At 50.9% G+C, this 23,415-nt stretch carries 18 protein-coding genes and 2 pseudogenes; 13 read left to right on the forward strand and 7 right to left on the reverse strand.

Annotated features, from left to right (window positions below; all coding sequences use genetic code 11):
- The first annotated feature begins 137 nt into the window (after positions 1–137).
- The 13 genes and pseudogenes from ACJ8PI_RS03630 to gndA all read left to right on the forward strand — a co-directional run bounded on the left by ACJ8PI_RS03630 (position 138) and on the right by gndA (position 17,175).
- Complete coding sequence (locus tag ACJ8PI_RS03630; protein WP_164134076.1) at positions 138–1,562, forward strand: mannose-1-phosphate guanylyltransferase/mannose-6-phosphate isomerase; 1,425 nt, start codon at positions 138–140, stop codon at positions 1,560–1,562.
- Positions 1,563–1,574: 12 nt separating this feature from the next.
- Entirely contained in the window at positions 1,575–2,948 is a 1,374-nt protein-coding gene (cpsG, locus tag ACJ8PI_RS03635) for a phosphomannomutase CpsG (RefSeq protein ID WP_074027345.1), read from the forward strand.
- Positions 2,949–3,092: 144 nt separating this feature from the next.
- Positions 3,093–4,106 carry a UDP-glucose 4-epimerase GalE gene (galE, locus tag ACJ8PI_RS03640; RefSeq protein ID WP_164134077.1) on the forward strand — a complete coding sequence of 338 codons (1,014 nt, stop codon included), beginning with the start codon at positions 3,093–3,095 and terminating at the stop codon, positions 4,104–4,106.
- A 241-nt stretch (positions 4,107–4,347) separates the two neighbouring features.
- A pseudogene (locus ACJ8PI_RS03645) lies at positions 4,348–5,466 on the forward strand (IS3 family transposase); the annotation flags it as partial.
- A 936-nt stretch (positions 5,467–6,402) separates the two neighbouring features.
- Positions 6,403–7,290 (forward strand): dTDP-4-dehydrorhamnose reductase, encoded by an 888-nt coding sequence (rfbD, locus tag ACJ8PI_RS03650; protein ID WP_164134078.1) that lies wholly within the window; start codon positions 6,403–6,405, stop codon positions 7,288–7,290.
- A 281-nt stretch (positions 7,291–7,571) separates the two neighbouring features.
- Complete coding sequence (gene rfbC, locus ACJ8PI_RS03655; protein WP_126192420.1) at positions 7,572–8,117, forward strand: dTDP-4-dehydrorhamnose 3,5-epimerase; 546 nt, start codon at positions 7,572–7,574, stop codon at positions 8,115–8,117.
- Positions 8,114–8,932, forward strand: coding sequence for an ABC transporter permease (locus ACJ8PI_RS03660; RefSeq protein ID WP_072021573.1), 819 nt, complete (start codon positions 8,114–8,116; stop codon positions 8,930–8,932). Before rfbC ends, ACJ8PI_RS03660 begins: the two co-directional genes overlap by 4 nt.
- Complete coding sequence (locus ACJ8PI_RS03665) at positions 8,922–10,259, forward strand: ABC transporter ATP-binding protein (protein ID WP_047568462.1); 1,338 nt, start codon at positions 8,922–8,924, stop codon at positions 10,257–10,259. Before ACJ8PI_RS03660 ends, ACJ8PI_RS03665 begins: the two co-directional genes overlap by 11 nt.
- Positions 10,256–10,666, forward strand: a pseudogene (locus tag ACJ8PI_RS03670) (CmcI family methyltransferase); the annotation flags it as partial. The gene ACJ8PI_RS03665 and the pseudogene ACJ8PI_RS03670, both read left to right, overlap by 4 nt.
- A gap of 765 nt (positions 10,667–11,431) precedes the next feature.
- Positions 11,432–13,825, forward strand: a complete 2,394-nt coding sequence (locus tag ACJ8PI_RS03675) for a glycosyltransferase (protein ID WP_406822917.1) — start codon at positions 11,432–11,434, stop codon at positions 13,823–13,825.
- Positions 13,826–13,866: 41 nt separating this feature from the next.
- A complete protein-coding gene (locus ACJ8PI_RS03680) occupies positions 13,867–14,763 on the forward strand; it encodes a glycosyltransferase family 2 protein (RefSeq protein WP_170310392.1) in 897 nt (298 codons plus the stop codon).
- Positions 14,760–15,602: a glycosyltransferase gene (locus tag ACJ8PI_RS03685; protein ID WP_074027340.1), complete on the forward strand. Its 843-nt coding sequence runs from the start codon at positions 14,760–14,762 to the stop codon at positions 15,600–15,602. Before ACJ8PI_RS03680 ends, ACJ8PI_RS03685 begins: the two co-directional genes overlap by 4 nt.
- Positions 15,603–15,768: 166 nt before the next feature.
- Positions 15,769–17,175, forward strand: a complete 1,407-nt coding sequence (gene gndA / locus ACJ8PI_RS03690; protein WP_004938815.1) for an NADP-dependent phosphogluconate dehydrogenase — start codon at positions 15,769–15,771, stop codon at positions 17,173–17,175.
- Positions 17,176–17,249: 74 nt separating this feature from the next.
- Here the strand turns inward: gndA and hisIE are convergent, their stop codons facing one another.
- From hisIE to hisD, 7 genes are read right to left on the reverse strand one after another with little or no spacing between them, the layout of a single operon-like run.
- Complete coding sequence (hisIE, locus tag ACJ8PI_RS03695; protein ID WP_049194595.1) at positions 17,250–17,870, reverse strand: bifunctional phosphoribosyl-AMP cyclohydrolase/phosphoribosyl-ATP diphosphatase HisIE; 621 nt, start codon at positions 17,868–17,870, stop codon at positions 17,250–17,252.
- Positions 17,864–18,640, reverse strand: a complete 777-nt coding sequence (hisF, locus tag ACJ8PI_RS03700) for an imidazole glycerol phosphate synthase subunit HisF (RefSeq protein ID WP_033637764.1) — start codon at positions 18,638–18,640, stop codon at positions 17,864–17,866. Before hisF ends, hisIE begins: the two co-directional genes overlap by 7 nt.
- Positions 18,622–19,359, reverse strand: coding sequence for a 1-(5-phosphoribosyl)-5-[(5-phosphoribosylamino)methylideneamino]imidazole-4-carboxamide isomerase (gene hisA / locus ACJ8PI_RS03705; protein ID WP_033637765.1), 738 nt, complete (start codon positions 19,357–19,359; stop codon positions 18,622–18,624). The genes hisF and hisA overlap by 19 nt, the downstream gene beginning before the upstream one ends.
- 5 nt (positions 19,360–19,364) lie before the next feature.
- A complete protein-coding gene (hisH, locus tag ACJ8PI_RS03710; protein ID WP_033637766.1) occupies positions 19,365–19,955 on the reverse strand; it encodes an imidazole glycerol phosphate synthase subunit HisH in 591 nt (196 codons plus the stop codon).
- A complete protein-coding gene (gene hisB / locus ACJ8PI_RS03715) occupies positions 19,955–21,022 on the reverse strand; it encodes a bifunctional histidinol-phosphatase/imidazoleglycerol-phosphate dehydratase HisB (protein ID WP_033637767.1) in 1,068 nt (355 codons plus the stop codon). Before hisB ends, hisH begins: the two co-directional genes overlap by 1 nt.
- Complete coding sequence (gene hisC / locus ACJ8PI_RS03720) at positions 21,019–22,107, reverse strand: histidinol-phosphate transaminase (RefSeq protein WP_060428344.1); 1,089 nt, start codon at positions 22,105–22,107, stop codon at positions 21,019–21,021. The genes hisB and hisC overlap by 4 nt, the downstream gene beginning before the upstream one ends.
- Positions 22,104–23,411 carry a histidinol dehydrogenase gene (gene hisD, locus ACJ8PI_RS03725; RefSeq protein ID WP_049234312.1) on the reverse strand — a complete coding sequence of 436 codons (1,308 nt, stop codon included), beginning with the start codon at positions 23,409–23,411 and terminating at the stop codon, positions 22,104–22,106. Before hisD ends, hisC begins: the two co-directional genes overlap by 4 nt.
- Positions 23,412–23,415 lie beyond the last annotated feature (4 nt).

A 23,415-nucleotide genomic window follows, 5' to 3' on the forward strand; every position in this document is an offset into this window, starting at 1 on the left:
TAAGGAACGGTAGGTTAGAAGGATGCATGCTTTTCGCAAAGTGTAACGATTGGTTAATATCCGTACGAATTTTAGAGTGATGCTGCTGACGTGCGGCGGCGTCCTTGTAAGAACGATGGCTGAGTAAAGGGTAGATAATGTCCAAACTAATTCCTGTGGTTATGGCCGGTGGTACTGGGAGTCGTCTGTGGCCGATGTCGCGAGAATCGTTTCCTAAACAGTTTTTATCTATTGATGACAGCGGGGTGAGCCTGCTGCAACAAACGTTACAGCGTTTGTCGGGTCTGACCGGTATCGAAGTTGCTGCTCCTCTGGTCATCTGCAACGAGGAACACCGTTTTTTAGTTGCCGAACAATTACGTGAAATTGGACAATTAGCGACCAATATTATTTTAGAGCCCGTAGGGCGTAATACTGCCCCAGCAGTGGCGTTAGCCGCTCATCTTGCTGCAGAGGAAGACGAAGAGAGTATGCTTTTGGTGCTGGCAGCGGACCATCTGATCACCAAAGTGGATAATTTTCACGCGGCTATTCAGACGGCTATTTCGTTTGCAGAAAACAACCAATTGGTCACGTTTGGCATTATCCCTGAGCACCCTGAAACGGGCTATGGCTATATTAAGCGTGGCGAGCACCTTTCCAATGCATGTTTCAAAGTTGATTCGTTCGTTGAGAAGCCGCGTTTGGAGAAAGCGGTCGAATACCTCGCCAGCGGTGATTACAGCTGGAATAGCGGTATGTTTATGTTCAAGACGGCCAAATTCCTGCAGGAACTGCGGCAGTTCAGTCCTGAAATTTTCAGCACAACCCAGCAGTCTGTGAGCAACAGTCAACGCGACATGAATTTTATCCGGGTTGAGCAAGACATCTTCAAGCACTGCCCTAGTGACTCCATCGACTATGCGGTGATGGAAAAGACACATGACGCGGTGGTGATTCCTATTGATGCGGGCTGGAGTGACGTCGGTTCCTGGTCCTCATTGTGGGAAGTGTCAAAGAAGGATCATTTGGGTAATGTCAACGTGGGTGAAATTATCTCAATCGATTCCAATGATAACTACATTTCCTCTGAGTCCGCGTTGGTGGCGACCATCGGGTTGGAAAACCTGGTTGTGGTCAACACCAGTGATGCCTTGCTGATCGCTCACAAGGACAAGGTGCAGGATGTGAAGAAAGTGGTTGATGAGCTTAAAAAACGCAATCTTCATCATTTTCGCCAGCATTCCACCGCCTATCGTCCCTGGGGCAAGATTTGCGATATCGACAGCGGCACGCACTTCCAGGTGAAGAAAATCATTGTGCGGCCAGGGGAGGGGCTGTCGGTACAACGCCATCTCCACCGCGCCGAACATTGGGTCGTCGTGAGTGGGACAGCAAGAGTTAACGTTGATGATCAAGAGTTCTTCTTGTCGGAAAATCAGTCTACCTTCATTCCTGCGGGCAGTGTCCATACGTTAGAAAACCCGGGAAAAATCGATTTGGAAATGATCGAGGTCAGGTCGGGGCACTATCTGGAAGAAGATGATATTGAGCGTTTGCAAGATCGCTATGGCAGAGTTTAATAGGGTTTGGTAATGCAAAAATTGACGTGTTTTAAAGCTTATGACATTCGGGGAAAGCTGGGCGAAGAGCTGAATGAGGACATCGCGTATCGTATTGGACGCGCCTACGGCGAGTTTTTGAAGCCCAAAAATATCGTGTTGGGCAGCGATGTTCGGTTAACCAGTGAAAGCCTGAAACTGGCGCTGGCGAAGGGTTTGCAGGATGCGGGCACTGATGTGATAGACATCGGCTTAACCGGTACCGAAGAAATCTATTTCGCCACAACCTATTTAAAAACGGATGGTGGCGTGGAAGTCACCGCCAGCCACAACCCGATCGATTACAACGGCATGAAGTTGGTGCGTGATGGCTCTCGGCCGATTAGCGGCGATACCGGGTTACGGGCGATCCAAGAACTGGCGGAGAAAAACCAATTTCAGGCCCCGACTGCAATGCGCGGTAGCTATGTTCGCCAGGACGTATTAGGGGCTTATGTAGAACACATTCTGTCCTACGTCGACGTGAAAAATTTCAAACCATTGAAGCTGGTGATCAACTCGGGCAACGGTGCGGCGGGGCATGTGATCGATGCTATTGAAGCGCAACTGAGGGCGCGGGGCGTGCCGCTGGAGTTTATCAAGGTGCATCACCAACCGGACGGCACTTTCCCTAACGGTATTCCCAACCCATTGCTGCCTGAGTGTCGCGCGGATACCGCCGATGCGGTGCGTGAGCATAGCGCTGATATGGGCATTGCGTTCGACGGCGATTTCGACCGCTGCTTCCTGTTCGATGAAAAAGGCGATTTTATTGAGGGTTATTATATCGTCGGCTTGCTGGCGGAGGCCTTCTTGCAGAAACAGCCGGGCGCGAAGATCATCCACGATCCACGTCTGAGTTGGAACACCGTCGATGTGGTTACCGGTGCCGGGGGCGTACCTGTGATGTCGAAAACCGGCCATGCTTTCATTAAGGAACGCATGCGTGCGGAAGACGCCATTTATGGCGGAGAGATGAGTGCCCACCACTATTTCCGTGATTTTGCTTATTGTGACAGTGGCATGATCCCGTGGCTGCTGGTCGCTGAGCTGGTCAGTGTGAAGGGGCAAACGCTGGGGCAACTGGTACAGGATCGCATTGCCGCCTACCCGTCTTCCGGTGAGATCAATATCAAGCTGGCTCAGCCTGCCGTGTCCATCGAAAGCGTTAAACAACACTATTTACCGTATGCCGATGAGGTTGACTACACCGATGGCATCAGCATGGCGTTCGCAGGCTGGCGTTTCAATTTGCGCTCCTCCAATACGGAACCTGTGGTACGTCTTAATGTCGAGTCGCGGGCCGATGTTGCACTGATGCAAGAGAAAACCGACGAGATTTTGGCGTTGCTCGGTGCACAAAATTAACGCTTAATACATTGAATAGTCGAGGATGAGAGCGATTTTTACCGCTCTCCCCATGGTAGGCTCAGAAGGTTGTATGATGCGCCCGGTATCGATGAGGGAGTTTTTGTAGAATCAAGCATGTTGCCGAAGTATAAGGGGATTGATATGGCAATTTTAGTTACCGGCGGTGCTGGTTACATCGGATCACACACTGTGCTATCGCTCCTGGAGCGTGGCGAGGACGTCGTGGTGTTGGATAATTTGTCCAACTCATCTGCGGAGTCATTGCAGCGGGTGGAGAAACTGTCGGGGAAAGCCGCGGTATTCCATCAGGGAGACGTTCAGGATGCCGAATGCCTGCATCGCATCTTCGGCGCTCATGAGATCACTGCCGTGATCCATTTCGCCGGTCTTAAGGCGGTGGGGGAGTCTACGCGCAAGCCGCTGGAGTATTATCAGAATAACGTTACCGGCACGCTGGTGTTGTTGGATGCTATGCGTCGTGCCGGCGTGCACGACTTTATCTTTAGCTCTTCTGCCACTGTCTATGGTGCCAATTCGCCAGTGCCTTATGTAGAGACGACACCGATCGGTGGGACAACCAGCCCTTATGGGACATCAAAGTTGATGGTAGAGCAGATCCTGCTAGATTTCGCCAAGGCTGAACCGCAATTTTCGATTATTGCTTTGCGTTACTTCAATCCAGTGGGGGCTCACGAGTCCGGCCTCATTGGCGAAGACCCTAACGGTATCCCCAATAACTTGCTGCCTTACATCTCACAGGTGGCTATCGGCAAGTTGGAAAAGCTGGGTATTTTCGGCGGAGATTATCCGACGAAGGACGGCACGGGAGAGCGCGATTACATCCATGTCATGGATTTGGCTGAAGGCCACCTGAAAGCCATGGATCATTTGCCGAAGATCAACGGATTTAAGGCTTATAACCTGGGGGCTGGCGTAGGGCACTCGGTGCTGGCGATGGTTCAGGCGTTTGAAAAAGCGTCCGGCGTAACGATCCCTTACCAAATATTACCTCGCCGTGACGGCGATCTGCCGGCTTTCTGGGCGAACGCCGATCTGGCTTATCAGGAGTTGGGTTGGAAAGTCAGTCGGGGTATCGATGACATGATGCGCGATACCTGGAACTGGCAAAGCAAAAATCCACATGGTTATCGCTAACCTTGATTGATATGTCTTGATAGTGATAAATAGGCATGAAAGGCTAATTAAGCATAAAACGAAAAACGATGGGGCATGTAGAATTCCTAGCCCCTATAGAGATTTTTATAAGGGCCTGACATGGCTCTCATATTTTACCTGGGGTTTTATTAATATATACATGAAGTGTGACCTGCTCCCCGTTGATTAATACACCGCGATGTTAGTAATGTCTTCATAAGCCACATGAGGACATCCCCAGAAGAAGCGTTTTTCCGACGAACAGATCATCAGTATCCTCCGCGAGGCTGAAGCCGGGGTTTCTGCCCGTGAGCTATGCCGTAAGCACGCCATACTTCTTACGCCACCTTTTACACCTGGCGTAAGAAGTATGGCGGTATGGAGGTGCCCGAGGTTAAGCGCCTGAAGTCGCTTGAGGAAGAGAACGCCAGACTCAAGAAGCTGCTTGCCGAAGCCATGCTGGATAAGGAGGCGCTTCAGGTGGCTCTGGGGCGAAAGTACTGACGACTGGCCAGAAGCGGGAACCGTTGAGTTTATGTGTGATGCGACCGGTCTGTCGCAACGTCGTGCCAGCAGGCTTACAGGTTTGTCTCTGTCGACCTGCCGCTACGAAGCTCAGCGTCCGGCGACTGACGCGCATTTATCGGGGCGCATTATTGAGCTGGCACTGGAGCGCAGGCGTTTTGGCTACCGCCGCATCAGGCCGTTACTGCGCCGTGAAGGCCTTCAGGTTAATCACAAGCGCGTGTACCGCCTTTATCATCACAGCGGGCTGGGCGTGAAACGCAGACGACGTCGTAAAGGACTGGCAACGGAACGTCTGCCGCTGCTCCGCCCGGCAGCGCCCAACCTGACCTGGTCGATTGATTTCGTCATGGACGCACTGGCCACCGGTCGCAGGATAAAGTGCCTGGCCTGTGTGGACGACTTCACGAAGGAGTGTCTGACAATTACCCCCGCATTCGGGATTTCAGGCGCTCAGGTAACGCGTATTCTGGAAAGCATTGCACTGTTTCAGGGCTATCCGGCGACGATAAGAACTGACCAGGGACCAGAGTTTACTTGCCGCGCACTAGATCAATGGGCCTTTGAGCATGGTGTTGAGTTGCGCTTAATCCAGCCAGGCAGGCCAGCGCAGAACGGATTTATTGAGAGCTTTAACGCACGATTTCGCGATGAATGTCTGAATGAGCACTGGTTCAACGATATCGTTCACGTCAGGAAAATCATTAATGACTGGCGGCAGGATTATAACGAGTGTCGTCCACATTCGGCACTGAATTATCAGATGCCATCAGAGTTTGCAGCACGGTGGCGAAATGGAAAATGTGAAAGTAAACAAGCCGACATTGCTAACTGACGGTTGTATCTAATACTGGGGGTAGGTCAGGGATACTTACACTCCCTTCTCATGTCAATAAATGGTCGGTTGGCAAAGACGCAGGCACTGCTTGGAACATCTTAGAGAGCCTAGCATGAGCTTTTTATCTCTCCTAAGGGCTTACTTACACCTCTCTGTGATCGCGATAAAAGGGGATGATTGGTTCCGACTTGCAGTGAATTATTCGTCTTTTCATCTTAAGGGAACAGTTGTTTCGATAAGAAATCGCTTTGCTTTCATCGAAGTCTGATTGCTTTTTTTGCGGTTTCTCAGCGCTAATGCCAAACGTCATCAAGTGGTCAATATTTAACCTTGTGAAGGTTTTTTGTGGGTATTTAGTTCGTGTTTGAAAGGTTCAAATGGTACAATTTATCATAGAAAATCCCGTTTTCTAGGGGGGCGGGATGATTAACATTATGTTTAAAAAGAGGTTTTTTGTTTTTCTTTAATCAGCGTGAGCTGAAGGCGGGAACGCTGAATGATGAAGATAAACGGGCACGTAGCACTCTGGGAGCTGAAACCTAGGGGCGGTAGCGTGCTTTTTTAGGGGTTAAGAGAAATCCCCGTTCCGTAGGCGTTTGGCAGGATGATAGCTAGGTAAAGTAAAAACATAAGCAAAATTTGCTATTGTTTGTCCTCCTTGGCACTAGACGAATGCCGCGGAAATTTAGTTTTTGATATACCCACTAATCATCAACACATTCTACTCCCGGCTGTACGATAAATCAGTGGCTAAATGAGCTTTTTGACCTTTGAATGTACAATTTTTGGCGAAAAATGACTCTTCTTAACTGTTGTAAGTAGGATGGCTGTGATGCGGCTGAATGCCACAGCGTTGACGGATAGTGAGTAATGCTAATTTTTTGAAATGTTTAGTGCAGCTTCTGCGCTAAACAACGATGAGATATCGCGCAAATGAATATTTTACTGTTTGGTAAAAATGGGCAAGTTGGTTGGGAATTACAGCGTGCCTTGGCGCCATTGGGACAGGTGGTGGTGCTCGACTACAATACTACAGAATATTGCGGTGACTTCACTAATCCGAAAGGGATCGCCGAAACGGTTCGGCGTGTAAAGCCGCATGTTATTGTTAATGCCGCCGCTCATACCGCGGTGGATAAGGCTGAAAATGAAACGGAGTTGGCAGAGCTCATTAATTCGACATCAGTCGCAGCTTTAGCTAAAGCTGCAGAAGAAGTCGGAGCGCTACTGGTTCATTATTCTACTGATTATGTATTCAACGGCCGCGGCGAATCGGCTTGGACGGAAAACGACCCAACATCGCCGCTGAATATTTATGGGCAAACAAAGTTGAGTGGGGAGCAGGCGATTCAGAAATATGCGTCACGCTACCTGATTTTCCGCACCAGCTGGGTCTATGCCGCAAAAGGCAATAACTTTGCGCGTACGATGATTCGTCTGGCGCAAGAACGTGATTCTCTTTCGGTGATCAACGATCAATTTGGGGCTCCAACGGGAGCAGAGTTGCTGGCCGACTGCACCGCACATGCGATTAAAACCGCCATGCTTCGCCCTGAAGTGAGTGGGGTGTATCATCTGATAGCTTCTGGCGAAACAACCTGGCATGCATATGCTTCGTTGGTCATAGATTATGCCAGAACAAAAGGTGTTGAGTTTAAGGTTTCCAATATTACTGCAGTACCGACAACTGCCTTCCCGACGCCAGCTGTACGTCCATTAAATTCTCGTTTGTGTACAGAAAAATTCCAACAAACATTTGGCCTGACATTGCCGCATTGGGAGCTTGGTGTGAAGCGGATGCTTGACGAAATATTGCGGTAGTACAAAGGCAATATTTATCATATGAAGCCTTGGCAGAAAGTTGTTCTGAAAGATTATCGACGGCTAAATCTCAGTCGTCGGCTTAACATTAAACGATAACTCACTAATAATTTCATACCGTAATGCATGCTTGTGAAAAAATATCGGTATATTTCTTCATCCGTAGTAGTGGTTATCGTCAGTGAAGGCCTGGATAAGTGGCACTCCATTGTTCCTATATGAAGCGCCTATGTTTTCTGGTTTTGTTAAATTTCTGTTGATGTAAACGGAAGGAAAGTGTAATGAAAGTGATTGCTACAGCGCTGCCAGATGTTTTGATTTTTGAGCCGACAGTTTTCGGTGATCCGCGTGGGTTCTTTTTTGAGAGTTTCAGTCAAAGAGTTTTTGATGAGGCGGTTGGGCGTCATGTCGATTTTGTGCAAGATAACCACTCAAAATCGACGAAAGGAGTTTTACGCGGCCTCCATTATCAACTGAATCCTCATGCTCAAGCAAAACTGGTACGCTGCGTTGAAGGTGAGGTTTTCGATGTCGCGGTTGATATTAGACGTCATTCTAAAACCTTCGGGCAATGGGTAGGTGTTAAGTTAAGCGCTGAGAATAAACGTCAGCTTTGGATACCAGAAGGTTTTGCCCATGGTTTCTTGACGCTGAGTGACACTGCGGAATTCGTTTATAAAACTACTAATTATTATGCTAAAGAAAGCGAGAGAAGTATTCTTTGGAATGATAAAGATATCAATATTGGTTGGGAAACCAATAATTGCCTGCTTTCTGATAAAGATTTATCTGCCTCACGATTTATTGATGCAGAGGTTTTTGAATGAAAACAATAGTAAAAACGACGTTAGACCTTTTCGGCACAACCTTTAAAAATAAGCGTTTAATCTATACGCTAACTAAACGGGAAGTTATCAGCCGGTACCGTGGTTCTGTGTTTGGCCTATTGTGGTCGTTTTTTACGCCTATTTTAATGCTAGTTGTTTATACTTTTGTATTTAGTGTTGTCTTTCAGGCTAAGTGGAGTGAGGGACAAACGTCTAAGTCGGCTTTTGCATTAGTGCTATTCTCCGGCCTTATCATATTTAATCTTTTCTCTGAGTGTGTTAATCGTGCACCGACTACGATCCTTGCTAATTCCAATTATGTAAAAAAAGTTATATTTCCGTTAGAAATATTACCATGGGTGAATATGGGGGCTGCGCTATTTCACTTCTTTATTAGTTGTTCTGTTTGGTTGGTTTTCTATATTTTTGAAGTGGGTGTTCCACATGCTACGATTTTGTTACTTCCATTCATTCTCTTACCATTGGTTTTAATGGTTATGGGGCTTAGTTGGATTTTATCTTCATTAGGCGTGTATTTGCGAGATGTGGGTCAACTAGTTGGTATAATTACCATGGTATTAATGTTCCTGTCTCCGATCTTTTTCCCCATTTCAGCATTGCCTGCTGAAATAAAACCGCTTCTTTCGCTCAATCCGTTGGCGGTTTTTATTGAGCAAGCACGAGATGTTATGTATTGGGGGCGCATCCCTGATTTTTATTCGTGGGTAAAAGCGTTGGTTTCCGGCTCTTTAATTGCATGGTTTGGTTTTTTCTGGTTCCAAAGAACACGAAAGGGGTTTGCTGATGTCATCTGATAATATTATTGAAGTAGAAGGCCTCAGTAAATGTTACCAGATTTATGACTCACCGAAGGATCGCTTACTGCAGATGTTTTTTCGCGGAAGCAAAAAACTATTTCGTGAGTTTTGGGCGTTGAAGAATGTCTCATTTAGCTTAAAAAAAGGTGAAACGGTAGGCATTATTGGTCGTAATGGTTCAGGTAAATCAACGTTACTTCAAATGATCTGCGGCACTCTGACACCGACAGATGGTACGGTTAAAGTTAACGGAAAAATAGCGGCTCTACTGGAGCTGGGTGCCGGGTTCAACCCTGAGTTCACAGGGCATGAAAATATCTTTATGGCGGCATCACTGTATGGTTTGAGCAATGAGCAGATCCGCGAGCGTTATGAAAGTATTCTGGCCTTTGCCGACATTGGCGAACATATTGATCAGCCGGTAAAAACATACTCCAGTGGTATGTATGTCCGTCTTGCTTTCGCTGTAATTGCTCATGTTGATGCCGATATTCTTGTAGTGGATGAAGCCTTAGCGGTTGGCGACGCTGTCTTTACGCAAAAATGCATGCGTTTCATCCGTAAGTTTAAAGAGAATGGGACACTGCTTTTCGTTAGCCATGATACCAACTCCGTTATTAATCTTTGTGATAAAGCTATCTGGCTTCATCAAGGAGAAATGGTCACTTCAGGTAAAGCAAAGAGTATAGCTGAAAAGTATTTGCAGTATACTCTCCAGGAAGTTTATGGCGACGAAACGAAGTTGGATAGCCTTAAAAAAGAAACAATTGGGGATGTCGATGACAAACCTCAAACGGTAGAAGTTACTGCTGATAAATCTATCATTAATTACAACTCTCAGTATGGCATGGGAGAAAATTTGTCCGAGGCTGAAGGTTGGAAAACAGGGGCCGGCGAAATCCTTTCTGTTTCATTTTCAGAATTGACAAGTGGCAATACGCTACATGTCTTTAAAGGCGGAGAAAAAGTCAAGCTGACTATTGAAGCTGTTGCACATGAGTTTTTTGATGCACCTATAATCGGTTTTTTGGTAAAAGACCGCTTGGGGCAGGTATTATTTGGAGAAAACACTCTGCCATTTACACAGAGTGAGCCAAAAAAAATTAGTGCAGGAGAGATTTTCTCCGCGCATTATGTGTTCACATTGCCGATGCTGCCAAATGGAGAATACGCAATGATGGTATCGTTGGCAAATGGTGATATAAATAACCATGTTCAGCACCATTGGATGCATGACGCTGTCATCATTAACGTTTCATCTAGTGAGGTCCGTTGGGGGCTCGTTGGTATTAAATTTGATGAAGTGAAGCTGGAAATTAAATGAAAACTTTAGTTGAACTCTATGAAGAGCATCATGGAAAATCTTCTGATAAATGGTCTATATATCTTTCCTCTTACCATGAAGTATTGTCTCACCTTAAGTTTAACCCTGTTAACTTTATGGAGATAGGTGTTCAAAATGGAGGCTCATTAGAGGTCTGGAATACATATTTCCCAAATGCAAAAAATATTATTGGCTGTGACATTGATGCTAATTGCGCTCAGCTGAAGTATGAAGAGAAAAAAATACAGGTTGTCATCGGAAATTCTTCGACTGTAGAAGTAAAAGAAAAAATAGAGTCTATAACACCTACAATAACTATCGCTATTGACGATGGTTCACATGATTCCTCTGATATTATTAAGTCATTTCTTCTCTATTTTCCGCTGGTGGAAGATGGTGGCTACTATATTATTGAAGATTTGCACTGTAGCTATTGGCAGGCTTTTGAAGGTGGTTTATATGATCCATATTCTTCAATGGCATTCCTTAAAAAACTTGCGGATATTCCTAACCATGAACATTGGGGAGTTGAAAAATCTGAGCATGATTACCTAAAACCTTTTTATCAGCATTACAATTGTGAAGCATTGGATTCGGTTGACTATAGCCATATACATTCTGTTCAATTTATCAACTCGCTCTGTATTATCAAGAAAAAATCGCCCCAAGAAAATATCCTTGGTCCTCGAGTTATTATCGGAGACGAAGAAGCGGTAGTTAAAGGGAACCTAAAAGTTGATGGTAGTTTGAATGTTGCCCCCGTGCAGGATAAAAATCCTTGGGGCGATCTACCGACGTTCCCTGAGATGGAATGGCAAAGCTTAACTGAAAATAACAAAAGTCAACTCGAGGAAAAAAAACAAGCACTGGCGAAAATAGAGAAGCTAAACCGCGATATTATCTATTACAAGAGTGTCGAAGAGGTTCTTCGCCAAGAGGTTGATGTAAACCGACAAAGTATGGCCGAGAAAGATCGGTTGGTGCACTCTTTGTCACACGACAACCATGCACTATTAACATCGACAAGTTGGAAAGTCACACAGCCAATGCGAACGGGTGTAGCGAATCTGCGTAAATTAAAACGCGGCGTAGTCGTTTCTAAGAATGTTATCAAAATACACGGTCTTCAATATAGCCTGAAAAAGGCTATGGCAGTGTATAAGCAGTTTGGTATGCGTGGTGTGATTGACAGGCTACGTTTGATAAATCAACAGCACGTTGCCTCTCACGTTATAGAACGCAAGGAATTGGCCACTGTTGGCGTTGTGGCCGAAGCGGTTTTGATGCCTAAAGTGCTGATTATTGCTGAAATGTCTATTCCCCAATGCCGCAAATATCGTGTTGACCAAAAGGTAGAGCTTTTCAAAAAGCTTGGGATTGAAGCCACTGCATTAAGCTGGACTCAGCAAAATGAGTGTATGGAAGCGTTGCAAACGCATTCAATAGTTATCTTTTATCGCGTTCCCGCTTTTGAAAGTATGGATCGTATTTTCGATGAATGTGAACGTTTGAATCTGACCACTCTCTGGGAAGTTGACGATCTCATTTTTGATAGGGACGTGCTGGCTAATAGCAAGACCTTGAATGAACTAGATAAAAATACATTTAATGGGCTTCTTGAAGGTGCCAGCCTTTATAAGCGAGCAATGCTGAAATGTCGGGGGACGATTGCTTCCACGCAACATCTGGCCGAGGCAATGATCGATGCGGGCGCGAAATACGCCTACGTGATAGAGAATGCGCTGGATCCTGAAACTATTATTACGGCTCAAAACCTGCCAGTTTCGCGCACGAGTGAAACCGATGGGATTGTTCGAATTGTTTATGGCTCTGGAACCAGTACACATAATGTTGATTTTCAGGAAGCAGCCAGTGCTATTCTTAATGTATTGAAAAATAATGAAAATGTACGTTTTCGTTTAATTGGGGTTTTAGAACTTCCGCCATCGTTTGATGCGGTGAAATCGCAGATTGAACGCGTTGAACTTTGCCCTTATAAAGACTATCTTAAGGTTTTGGCAGAATGTGACATCAGTTTGGCTCCGCTGGAAGATTACGTATTTAATTATTCCAAAAGCAACATCAAGTTTATTGAGGCCTCTATTCTTGGTATACCAAGCATTTGCTCACCACTGCCGACCTTTAGTCGAGTTATAGAGCATGGTGTGAATGGTTACCTATGTAAAACCCCTGTGGAGTGGGAGACGACGCTGCTCCAGTTGGTTCAATCTGCTGAGTTAAGAAGCGAAATTGGATCGCATGCTCAGACGACGGTGCTGCATCATTATTCGCCGGATAATATAGCTAAAGAACAAGTTTCTGTTATTGCTGATAAATTTATTAGACGCAATAAAGCAGCTAAGCAGAAAAATATACTCTCGGTTAATTGTTATTATAACCCTCGTTCATTTGGTGGGGCGACCGTTGTTGCAGAGGAGCTTAATAAGCGTTTCGATTCCAATGGAAATATTAATATTCATGTTGTGACATCCCTCTCTGAAGATTATGTAATGCCATACCATATACGGCGTTATGGTGCTTTTGGTCATGATTGTTATGGCATTGGGTTGCCTCACTTCTTGCGTGAAGAAGAACAAATACTGAATCACAATATTGATCCTGCATTTAAGCAGATTCTCGATGTTGTCAAACCGGACTGTGTTCATTTTCACTCTATTCAAGGCCTAGGCATTTCTATGTTGGAGGTCTGTGCTGAAAGAGATATCCCAATAATTGTCACTGCGCATGATTATTGGTGGTTATATGACCATCAGTTTATTCTCAGCTTCGACGATAAGCACAAGTTGCGTGGTGTTTTCGAGGGTCACGAATCGGAAAAACTGAAGGATAAAGATACGGTCAGTTATTATGTCCTGAAGAAACGCAAGGCGCTGATGTTGGCGAGTAAAATTCTTGCGCCAAGTGCATTTACTCGTCAACTTTATGCTAGTGAAGGCTTCGGTAATGTTCATCTGAATAAAAATGGTGTAAATTATCCGCAGTTGACTAAAGATCGAGAGGTTTCAAAAGTGATAACCTTTGGTTATGTTGGTGGAAACACCAACATTAAGGGATATCATTTAATCAAGGAAGCTTTCAGAAATATTGCTGCTGAAGATGCCAAGGTTGTGATTGTTGATAATACGTTGAATCTTGGCTTTAGAACTTTTCATGACAGTGACCTAGACGGGTTGAATAATTATGAAGTTGTTCCCGCATTTACTCAGCAAAATATGGATGAATTTTATGGCAGTATTGATGTTCTGCTCTATCCGACGCAATCTAAAGAAAGCTTTGGCTTGACGGTTCGCGAAGCCTTAATCCGCAATGTTTGGGTGATTACCTCTGATGCGGGGGGAGCTCCTGAAGATATTATTGATGGAGAAAATGGTATTGTTATTCCATTTGATAACGATGCCATGAAGTTGCTGGCTGCTGTTGAGGCAACGATACAACATTTCCGTCAAATGCCAGATGGATGTTTGCCTGTCATGCCTCACTCTCATATTCGTTCTTTTGATGAACAGTATGAAGAACTGGCAGAGATCTACCTTTCTACTCACTAAGAAAAGGGCCGAGAGGCCCTTTTTTTCTTAGGGAAACTAGTGTGAATAGGAAAATAATCGCAATTACGGTAAGTTATAATCCTAATATCCCCAGCCTTAAACGACAGATTAAGGTACTGTTGGCAAGCCAGGTTGCTGTAGTTGTTGTTGACAATAATTCAACCAATTCTGAACAGCTGACAATTGCCTTGGCCGAGTTTTCTGGGCAATTAACGTTAATGTGTTTGGCCGAAAATGAAGGGATAGCTGCAGCTCAGAATCGCGGTATCCGAATGGCAAAAGAGCAAGGGTTCGACTATGTGTTGTTGATGGATCAGGATAGTCTCCCGGCAGATAATATGGTTGAAGAACTTTTGACGGCGGCTAAGCACAAGAATGGATTAGCCGCCGTTGGTCCCTGTTTTATTGACGCAGATCAAAGCGTCAGGGCTCGGTTTATTCGCGTTGAAGGGATTCGTATTATCAAAATGTCATCAAGTTCCTGCGATAATATCGTTGAGGTTGATCATCTTATTGCATCCGGGTCGTTGATTCCTGTTGCTGTTTTCGAACGGGTGGGGCTAATGGATGAATCCCTCTTTATCGATTATGTCGACATAGAGTGGGCACTGCGTGCTCGGGCAAAAGGGTTGTTGTCATATGGTGTTTTTTCCGCGCAAATGCATCATAGCCTGGGAGACGGACGCATTGAGTTTGCCGGAAGGCACATTGCAATACATAGCCCCCTTCGTCATTATTACCTCGTTAGGAATGCCATACTTTTGTATAAGAAAGATTATATTCCTTTGAATTGGAAATTGGTCGACACGTACAAGCTTGTCTTGAAATTGACTTTTTTGTTACTGTTTTCTGGTCAGCGGTTGCAGAACTTAAAAGCAATTGTACAAGGGGGTATTCATGGTATTACGAGTAAATCAGGTAAGTGTCCATTACAATGAATTATACACATATTGATAATGATATAATTTCAGGGCAGTGTGCCAAAATCCGTGTGCAAATTTCAGTTGTGTCTTTTTACATTAATGATGACATCTTTACTTTGATGGATTCCATCGTGAAAGCTGAACGAGCCTGCCCAAATATTCAAGTGGACGTGACTGTCGTCGAGAATGGTTTCAAACAGAAAACGGATCTCCACCATTTCCTTGAGGAGCAATATCCCTGCTGTCGAGTAGTCATTTCGGGTGAAAATATCGGTTATGGCCGTGCGCACAATCTGACATTAAGTCATGACTATGATTACCATCTTATTTTAAATCCCGATATTATTCTGTACGAAGATACACTGGCCGTAGCTATGCGGTTTATGAACGATAACCCTCAGTGCGGATTATTGACGCCGTTGGCCCGGTGGCGAAATGGTGAGCGACAGTTTTTGTGCAAACGCTATCCATCAGTATTCACTTTGCTGTTGCGGGCATTTGCTCCTGCGATAGTAAAGAAATTTTTTAAGTTCAGACTCGACCACTATAATATGGTGGACGTTATTAATGAGACAGATAACTACTGGAATCCTCAAATTGTCAGTGGTTGTTTTATGCTATTCCGTAGTGATGTTTTGCAGCAACTCGCAGGATTTGACCCTCAGTTTTTCTTGTATTTTGAAGATACAGACCTCAGTTTTCGAGCCAGCAGCATTACGCATGTTGCCTATGTGCCTAGCGTGAAAATCATCCATCATGGCGGAAATGTATCAAAAAAAGGAATCAAACATATTCTATTTTTCTGTCATTCGATGGTTAAATTTTTTAATAAGTATGGCTGGAAAATACGGTAACTATAATAAAAATGTGGTTTTTGATGGTATTGTAATCAGTAATTGATTTTTCATGCCTATCACACCTATTGCTACCCTACATGCCAAAACTTCGGTTACTATCCTCTAACAGTAGATAAATAACAGACGCTTCAGGTCTGTGTCATTCAAAGACAGGAGTTCCTAAATGTCCAAGCAACAAATCGGCGTTGTCGGCATGGCGGTAATGGGCCGCAACCTCGCGCTGAACATCGAGAGCCGTGGTTACACCGTTTCCATTTTCAACCGTTCTGGCGACAAAACTGACGAAGTGATCGCTGAGAACCCGGGCAAGAATCTGGCGCCGTATTATACCGTTGAAGAGTTTGTCGAATCGCTGGAAAAACCGCGCCGCATCCTGCTGATGGTGAAAGCGGGCGAAGCAACGGATAAAACCATTGCCTCGCTGACTCCGCACCTGGACAAGGGCGATATCCTGATCGACGGCGGCAACACCTACTATCAGGACACCATCCGTCGTAACCGCGAACTGTCCGACCAGGGCTTCAACTTCATCGGTACCGGCGTTTCCGGCGGTGAAGAGGGCGCGCTGAAAGGGCCTTCCATCATGCCTGGCGGCCAGAAAGAAGCTTACGAGCTGGTGGCGCCGATCCTGGAGAAAATCGCTGCGGTTGCCGAAGGCGAGCCTTGCGTGACCTACATCGGCGCAGACGGCGCCGGCCACTATGTGAAAATGGTGCACAACGGCATCGAATACGGCGACATGCAGCTGATTGCCGAAGCCTATTCCCTGCTGAAGCAGGCGCTGAACCTGAGCAACGAGCAACTGGCCGAAACCTTCGCCGAGTGGAACAAGGGCGAACTGAACAGCTACCTGATCGACATCACCAAAGACATCTTCACCAAGAAAGACGAAGAGGGTAAATACCTGGTTGATGTGATCCTGGACGAAGCCGCCAACAAAGGCACCGGCAAGTGGACCAGCCAGAGCTCTCTGGATCTGGGCGAACCTCTGTCGCTGATCACCGAGTCGGTGTTTGCGCGCTACCTGTCCTCGCTGAAAGACCAGCGCGTTGCCGCGTCTAAAGTGCTGACCGGCCCGAAAGTGGCACCGTTCACCGGCGACAAAGCCGAATTCATCGAGAAAGTGCGTCGCGCGCTGTATCTGGGCAAGATCGTATCCTACGCGCAGGGCTTCTCTCAGCTGAAAGCCGCGTCTAAAGAAAACAACTGGGATCTGCACTACGGCGAAATCGCCAAGATCTTCCGCGCCGGCTGCATCATCCGCGCCCAGTTCCTGCAGAAGATCACCGACGCTTACGCGGCGGATGCCGATATCGCCAACCTGCTGCTGGCACCATACTTCAAGCAAATCGCCGACGAGTACCAGCAGGCGCTGCGTGACGTGGTGGCCTATGCCGTGCAGAATGGTATTCCTACGCCGACCTTCTCCGCTGCGATCGCCTACTACGACAGCTACCGCTCCGCGGTGCTGCCGGCGAACCTGATCCAGGCGCAGCGCGACTACTTCGGTGCGCACACCTATAAACGCATCGACAAGGAAGGCGTGTTCCATACCGAATGGATGGAATAAGCCCGCCCGTTGAGCGATAAAAAAAGCCGCCGAGGTTAACGCCCGGCGGCTTTTTTATTGGGCGCGATTTAACGTCACGCTTTTTTCTGATGCCGCTCGCGCAGCCGGCCGATCACCGCGCTCAGGTCCAGATCCTGGTCCTGCAGCAGCACCAGCAGGTGATAGATCAGATCCGAGGCCTCGTTGGTCAGCTCTTCGCGATCGTTGACCGTGGCGGCCAGCGCGGTTTCCACGCCTTCTTCCCCGACCTTCTGCGCAATGCGCTTGGTGCCGCTGGCATACAGGCTGGCAGTGTACGAGCTGTCCGGGCTGGCGTGCTTGCGCTCCGCCAACAGCTGCTCCAGCTGATAGAGGAACGTCCAGTCGCTGGCGGCCGGGTGGAAGCAGCTGCTGTTGCCGAGGTGGCAGGTCGGGCCGATCGGGTTGGCCAATACCAGCAGCGTGTCGTTATCGCAGTCCGGCGTGATGCTGACCACCTTGAGGAAGTGGCCGGAGCTTTCACCCTTGGTCCACAGGCGCTGCTTGGTGCGCGAGAAGAAGGTGACGTTGCCGCTCTGCTCGGTGGCCGCCAGCGCTTCCGGCGTCATGTAACCCAGCATCAGCACTTCGCCGGAAACGGCGTGCTGCACGATGGCCGGCATCAGGCCGTCGGTTTTTTTCCAGTCCAGCTGGTTGTTCTGTTGTTCTGTCAGCACACGCGAATCTCCACGCCTTGTTCAACCAGGAACCTTTTCAGCTCGCCGATATTGATGATTTGTTTGTGGAACACCGACGCCGCCAGCGCGCCGTCGACGTCCGCATCGCGGAACGCTTCCAGGAAGTGCTCCATGGTGCCCGCGCCGCCCGAGGCGATCAGCGGCACCTTGCAGGCCTCGCGCACCCGGCGCAGCTGCTGCAGATCGTAACCGTTGCGCACGCCGTCCTGGTTCATCATGTTCAGCACGATCTCACCGGCGCCGCGGCGCTGCACTTCCTGTACCCAGTCGAGGGTTTCCCACTGGGTGATGCGGGTGCGGCTCTCGTCGCCGGTATATTGGTTGACGTGATACTTGCCGGTTTCACTGTCGAACCAGGTGTCGATGCCCACGACGATGCACTGCACGCCGAAGCGTTCCGCCAGGCGGCTAATCAGCTCGGGATCGGCCAGCGCCGGCGAGTTGATCGAAATCTTGTCGGCGCCGAAAGACAGGATCTGGCTGGCGTCCTCGGCGCTTTTAATGCCGCCGGCGACGCAGAACGGAATATCAATCACCTCCGCCACGCGCGATACCCAGCTTTTGTCCACCACCCGGCCGTCGCTTGAGGCGGTGATATCGTAAAACACCAGCTCGTCCGCACCTTCTTGCGCATAGCGCTGCGCCAGCGGCACGATGTCGCCGATGATTTCGTGGTTGCGGAACTGCACGCCTTTCACCACTTGCCCGTCTTTAACATCCAGGCACGGGATTATCCGTTTTGCCAGCATGCGATCGCCTCCTCAACGCTAAATTTACCTTCCAGCAGGGCGCGCCCCACGATCACGCCGGCAACGCCGCTGCCGCGCAGCTGGGCGATGTCATCCAGATTGCCGATGCCGCCCGAGGCCTGGAAGGCCACCTGCGGATAGCGGCGACTGATCGCCTGATACAGCGCCACGTTGGAACCGGCCAGCGTACCGTCGCGCGAAATGTCGGTGCACAGCACGTGCTTCAGCCCGTAGGGCAGGAACTGCTCCACCACCTGTTCCAGCGTGGCGTCGGAATCCTCCTGCCAGCCGCTGATGGCCACGCGTTTCACGCCCTGCGCGTCGATGCGCACGTCCAGCGCCAGCACCAGCGCGTCGGCGCCGTAGCGCTCGAACCAGCTCTGCACCAGTTGCGGCTGTTTCACCGCGGTGGAGCCGATCACCACGCGCGTGGCGCCGGCCTCCAGCAGGGCGCTGACGTCTTGCTCGTTGCGGATGCCGCCGCCGACCTGCACCGGCACATTAACCCCCGCCAGCAGTTTGCGCAGCAGCGGGATCTGGCGCGCCGCCGGATCCTTGGCGCCGGTCAGATCGACCAGGTGCAGCACCTGCGCGCCCTGTTGTTGATAGTCCTGCAGGCGTAACAGCGGATCGTTGCCGTAGTCGCGCTGTTGGCCGTAATCGCCCTGATGCAAACGCACCACCTTGCCGTCGATCAAATCCAAAGCCGGAATAATCATGCTGCCTACATCTCCAGAAAGTTTTTCAACAGTTGTGCGCCGGCCGCTCCAGAACGTTCTGGATGAAACTGCACGCCGAAGAAGTTGTCTTTTTGCACGGCGGCGGTGAAGGGCTCGCCGTAGTTCGCCTGGGCGATGGTGCTGGGGCATATCGGCATCGCATAGCTGTGAACGAAATAGAAGTAGGCGCCGTCATCGATGCCGCGGAACAGATGGTGGCCCGCCTGCGCGGACACCTGATTCCAGCCCATGTGCGGCAACGGCAGGCCAAAGTCGGTCATCTGCTTGACCGGCGTATCGATGAGGCCGAGCGTGGTCACGCCGCCGTTCTCTTCGCTGCTGGCCGCCAGCAGCTGCATGCCGAGGCAGATGCCCAGCACCGGCTGCGTGCAGGCCTTGATCAGCTCGATCAGATCGCGCTCGCGCAGTTGATCCATCGCCGCCTGCGCGGTGCCGACGCCCGGCAGGAACAGCTTGTCGGCGCGCAGCACGATCTCCGGATCGCGGCTCACCTCCGGCTGGTAACCCAGGCGCCGCACCGCGTAGGTGACGGAGGCCAGGTTGGCGCAGCCGGTATCCAAAATCACCACGTTCATCACAGCACTCCTTTCGAACTCGGCAGGGTATTGCCCTCGACGCGGATCGCCTGGCGCAGCGTGCGGCCAAACACTTTGAACAGGCTCTCGACCCGGTGGTGGTCGTTTTTGCCCTTGGTCTTCAGGTGCAGCGTGCAGCCCATGGTGTAAGAGAGCGAACGGAAGAAGTGCTCGACCATTTCGGTGCTGAGATCGCCGACGCGCTGATAGTTGAACTCGGCCTTGTACTCCAGGTGCGGGCGGCCGGAAATATCCAGCGCGCAGCGCGCCAGGCACTCGTCCATCGGCAGCACGAAGCCGAAGCGGGCGATGCCGCGCTTGTCGCCAAGCGCCTTGTTCAGCGCTTCACCCAGCGCCAGACCGGTGTCTTCCACCGTGTGGTGATCGTCGATATACAGATCGCCTTTGACGTCGATCTCCATGCGGAAGCCGCCGTGGGTGGCGATCTGATCCAGCATGTGATCGAAGAAGCCGACGCCGGTTTTGATCTTGCTGCCGCCTTCGCGATCCAGCCAGACGTTGACGTCGATCTGCGTCTCTTTGGTCACGCGGTTAACCCGCGCGTGGCGGTCGCGCAGGGTCAGCTGGCGCACGATCTCTTTCCAGCCCAGCACGCCGCGCTGGTAGCGCAGCCCCTGGATGCCCATGTTTTCCGCCAGCTGCACGTCGGTCGGCCGATCGCCGATCACGTAGCTGTGGGCGGCATTCAGCACGCCGGGTTCGAGGTAGCCCTTCACCAGCGCGGTTTTCGGTTTGCGGCAGTCGCAGTTGTCCGCCGGCAGGTGCGGGCAGATCAGCACATCGGCGAACTGAATGCCCTGTGAGCTGAGGATCTGCATCATCAGGTTGTGCGGCGGATCGAAGGTTTCCTGCGGGAAACTGGCGGTGCCGAGCCCATCCTGATTGGTGATCATCACCAGCTGATACCCCGCCTGTTGCAGCGCCAGCAGGGAAGGGATCACGTCCGGCTCGAGCGCCAGCTTGTCCAGGCGGTCAACCTGGAAATCTTCCGGTGGCTCGGCGATCAGCGTGCCGTCACGATCGATAAAGAGGATTTTTTGGCTCACATTGGCTCCTGGCGAGTCTGGTTGGCGCCGGGCAGGGCGGACAAGGCGTCCACCACGCGTTGACATTCGTCGCGGGTGCCTATGGTGATGCGTAGGCAGCCGGACAACCCGGGCTGTTTGTTTTGGTCTCGTAAGATAATGCCCTGATCCCACAAGCTTTTAAACACATTACTTGAGGCGGTGAAGCGGGCCAGCAGGTAATTGCTGTCGCTGGCGAAAACCTGCTCGACGCAGGCGCATTTTTCCAGCTGTTGCTGCAGCCAGCTGCGGGTGGCGGCGATGTCGGTGACGCGCTGACGCATGGTGCGGATACCTTCTTCGCTCAGCGCCTGCGAGGCGATATCCGCCACCGGCGTCGAGAGCGGGTAAGGCGCGATCACCTTCAGCAGCAGGGCGATCAGATCTTCGTTGGCGAGCGTAAAGCCGCAGCGCAGGCCGGCCAGCGCAAAGGCCTTCGACAGCGTGCGCAGGATAGCCAGGTGCGGATAGTCGCTCAGCCACCCGGCCACCGAGGCCTGCGGGCAAAACTCGATATAGGCTTCGTCCACCGCGACGATCGCCTTGCCTTTGGCCAGCTCCAGCAGGTTGCGCAGCGAGTCCGGGTCGATCAGGTTGCCGGTCGGGTTGTTCGGGCTGCAGACGTAGATCAGCTTCACGTTGTCCATGCTGTCTGCGATGGCCGGCAGATCCAGCTGCCAGTCCTCTTTGGCGGCCACGGTGCGGCGCTCCACGCCGAAAGTTTCGGCGCTGACGGCGTACATGCCGTAGGTCGGCGGGCAGAACAGAATGGCGTCTTTGCCCGGCTCGCAGAAGGCGCGGATCAGCAGTTCGATGCCTTCATCGGCGCCGCGGCTGACCAGCACCTGCTCTTTCTTCACCCCGGCGTAGGCGGCGTAGCGTTCGATCACCAACGCCGGCTGGCACTCCGGATAGCGGTTGAAGGTTTGCGCGGTCAGCTGGAACTCGGGCGCGATCGGGTATTCGTTGGCGTTCAGCCACACGTCGCCCTTACCGCCGAGGCGGCGCGCCGATTGATAAGGGGTCAGCTCGCGAACGTTGGCGCGCGCCAGTTTTTCGATGCTCATGCTTGCTCCTTCAGGGCGGCGACGCGCAGGGTCACGGCGTTCTTGTGGGCGATCAGCTGCTCGGCGGCGGCCAGCGTCTCGATGGTGGCGGCCAGGTTGCTGAAGCCCTGCGGCGTCAGCTCCTGCACCGTCATGCGTTTTTGAAAATCGGCCAGCCCCAGGCTGGAGCAGGTGGCGGTGTAACCGTAGGTCGGCAGCACGTGGTTGGTGCCGGAGGCGTAATCGCCGGCGGACTCCGGCGACCAGTCGCCGAGGAACACTGAGCCGGCGCTGGTGATGCCGTCCACCAGCTCGCGCGCATTGCGGGTCTGAATGATCAGGTGCTCCGGGCCGTAGCGGTTGCTGATGGCCACGCACTCAGGCAGATCGCGCGCCACGATCAGGCGGCTGCTCGCCAGCGCCTGGCGGGCGGTCTCGGCGCGCGGCAGCTCGGCCAGCTGGCTTTCCACCGCTTCGGCCACTGCCCGCGCCATCGCCGCGTCCGGCGTCAGCAGGATCACCTGCGAATCCGGGCCGTGTTCGGCCTGCGACAGCAGATCGGAAGCGACGAACGCCGGGGTGGCGCCGGCATCGGCGATCACCAGCACCTCCGAAGGCCCGGCCGGCATGTCAATGGCCGCGCCGTCGAGACGCTGGCTGACCTGCCGCTTGGCTTCGGTCACGAAGGCGTTGCCCGGCCCGAAGATTTTCGCCACGCGCGGCACGCTTTCGGTGCCGAACGCCAGGGCGGCGATCGCCTGTGCGCCCCCGACCTGAAACACTTCCTGCACGCCGCACAGCTGCGCCGCATACAGGATCTCATCGGCGATCGGCGGCGGCGAGCACAGCACCACCCGGCGGCAGCCGGCGATGCGCGCTGGCGTCGCCAGCATCAGCACGGTGGAGAACAGCGGCGCCGACCCGCCGGGAATATACAGGCCCACCGAGTCGATTGGGCGGGTCACCTGCTGGCAGCGCACGCCCGGCTGGGTTTCGACGTCCACCGCCGGCAGTCGCTGCGCGTTGTGGAAGGTGTCCACGTTGGCGACGGCCACCGCCATCGCCTGTTTGATGTCATCGCCCAGTCGCGCGCAGGCGGCGGCGATCTGCTCGGCGCTGACGCGCAGCGCGGCGACTTCCGCCTTGTCGAAGCGGGCGCTGTAGTCGCGCAGCGCCCGATCGCCGTTGGCCTTCACGTTGTCGAGGATCTCGCTCACCGTGCGGGTGATGCTGTCGGAAGCGGCGATTGCCGGGCGCATCAGCAGCTCGGCCTGGCGTTCGGCGCTGCACGTTGCCCAGTCGATCGGCGTGTTGAAGGTCGACATGGCG

This window comes from Serratia sp. CY82433, from assembly GCF_052166535.1.
Lineage (GTDB): Bacteria > Pseudomonadota > Gammaproteobacteria > Enterobacterales > Enterobacteriaceae > Serratia > Serratia sarumanii.